The organism is Barnesiella sp. CU968 (assembly GCF_905219685.1).
In the GTDB taxonomy this organism is placed as follows: Bacteria; Bacteroidota; Bacteroidia; order Bacteroidales; family Muribaculaceae; genus Lepagella; species Lepagella muris_A.
The window spans coordinates 1-2,034 of sequence record NZ_CAJMXD010000467.1 but is presented as its reverse complement, the minus strand read 5'-3'; the positions used below and the strand labels follow the sequence as shown (position 1 = coordinate 2,034).

Sequence of the window (2,034 nt, the reverse complement as noted above, 5' to 3'; positions counted from 1 at the left end):
GTAGAAGGAGGGAAGGGAGTTGTCTCCGTCGCTCCGAAGAAGATCCGTAAGGCAGAAGGAGCTGCCGCGCCGAAGCTTGTCACCGGCACAATGATGACGAAGGATCTTAATTACAATTCCGTGATGTATAGTTCCAGAATCACAATTGAGTCTACGGAGACAGAAGGAGAGTATGCGCTTACTAATGTATATTGCCTTAATGGCACTATCAACATGAAGATTAATCTTCAGACCGGAGAGGTGCTTATTCCTCAGCAGAAAATCTATAATCATAATCCCTATGGAGAAGTGAGTATGGTTCCCCTTTTGATAAAAGATGGGAAGTTCTTGACTGTAGAGGGCGATCTTAAGGGTACGCTTCTTGGGGACGGCACAATAGAACTTGGCACATGGGGTGTCATGGTGACTCAGATGGAAGAAGTTGACGGTGTTCTGCAGAAGTCAAAGAATTGGGGACGTCTTTTCAATGTATTCCCAAGCAGCGAATGGAAGGTCCCCAACACGGAGGTGTCGTGCTATAACATCTCGCAGAACAAGCTCATGATGTATGAGATGTATATCGAGCAGACGCAACCTAATGAAGCGGTGTTTTATGGATTCGGTAATATAAATTCAAATGATGTTCTGACATCGAGACTGACGGTAGACAAAAGGATACTTATTTCTCCTCAGTTAATGTATAACAATGCGTTATATGGAGAGTTCCTGAATTATCCGGCAAATTTTGAGCTTGATGTTAACACTCAGAAATGGAAAACATCCGTTGATTCAAAAGGCAATATGGTTATCAAGGACGATGGTAACGGTGAACTCAGCATTGGCGGATGGGTTATTTCTGCTCGTTCAAATCCCACTCAGACAATAGGATATGCCTATAATGATGTGTCTATTCAGACAACTGTCAAAATGGAATATCCGGCACCCTTGGCCCTTGATATGAAAGGAGAAGGTACTGAAACTTCTCCTTACGTGATTGAGAGTTTCGATAACATAAAGGCGATTGCTCAGGCTTCGGAGACCGGAACATCATTCGAGGGTGTGCATTTCGCACTCGGTAGTGATCTGGATCTGTCCGGAATGTCACCTACTGCATATTCACCCATTGGCTCGGTGTCTACTCCCTTCAATGGCAAACTGAATGGACAAGGACATAAAATATCTAATTTCATTGCCGATGGAAAGGGATTCTGCGATACCGGTTTCTTCGGGGTTATTGGAGAAAACGGTTCGGTAAACAATATTGTGTTTGAGAATCCCCGCCTTACTTCTACAGGCAATTATATCGGTGTTGTTGCCGGAACAAGTTCTGGAGAAGTGAGTGATATCATTGTTCAGAAAGGTGTAGTTGATTGCAATGGCGCGATAGGCGGCGGAATCGTAGGTAACGTCACCGGTGGTATTGTCAAGAACTCTTCATTTAATGGAAATGTAACTTCGACAGGAAGTGTAGGTGGAATAGCCGGTCATGTATTAAAGGGCGGCATTTCATCATGTGAGGTACGTGCGAATATCACCATTGATGGAATGAAATCATCTTCTTACAGAATGGCAGGAGGAATAGCAGGACAGGTATTATATGGTAATGTCGCAGAATGTTACGTATCAGGAGTTGTATCAGATGCCGTAGGTTATGCCTATGTAGGAGGTGTTGTTGCTTATCTTTCAGAATCAAGTCTTGTGGATTCATTCAATGCAGCTGCCATTTCTGCAAAAAGGGTGTCATTTGGCAGTATAGGTTCCGGAAGTGACGATGATACGCAGACAGGAGGCATAGTTGGTAATATAAGAGCCTCGGAGATGTCGAATTGTTATAATTCGGGTACAATACTCAAGACAGACAAAAGTGAATGTGTCGGAGGCATAGTTGGCTACATAGGTGTGAGCTATGTCTTTACATCTGGGAAACCGTTGCCGGAAATGACGAATGTGAGTCATATAAGGAACTGTTATAACTCAGTGTCTAGTCCGGAAAAGTGTTGACCGTCAGATTCAACATTTTTTAGTAAAATNTGTGAAGAAAACAAAAAATTCTGG

1 protein-coding gene is annotated in these 2,034 nt (G+C 43.2%); it reads left to right on the top strand.

Translation table 11 applies throughout. The annotated features are described in order from the left end of the window. Positions 1 to 1,980: hypothetical protein (locus tag JX312_RS12790; RefSeq protein ID WP_204458301.1), on the top strand; the 1,980-nt coding region annotated here is incomplete at its 5' end. Between the last annotated feature and the right edge of the window lie 54 nt (positions 1,981 to 2,034).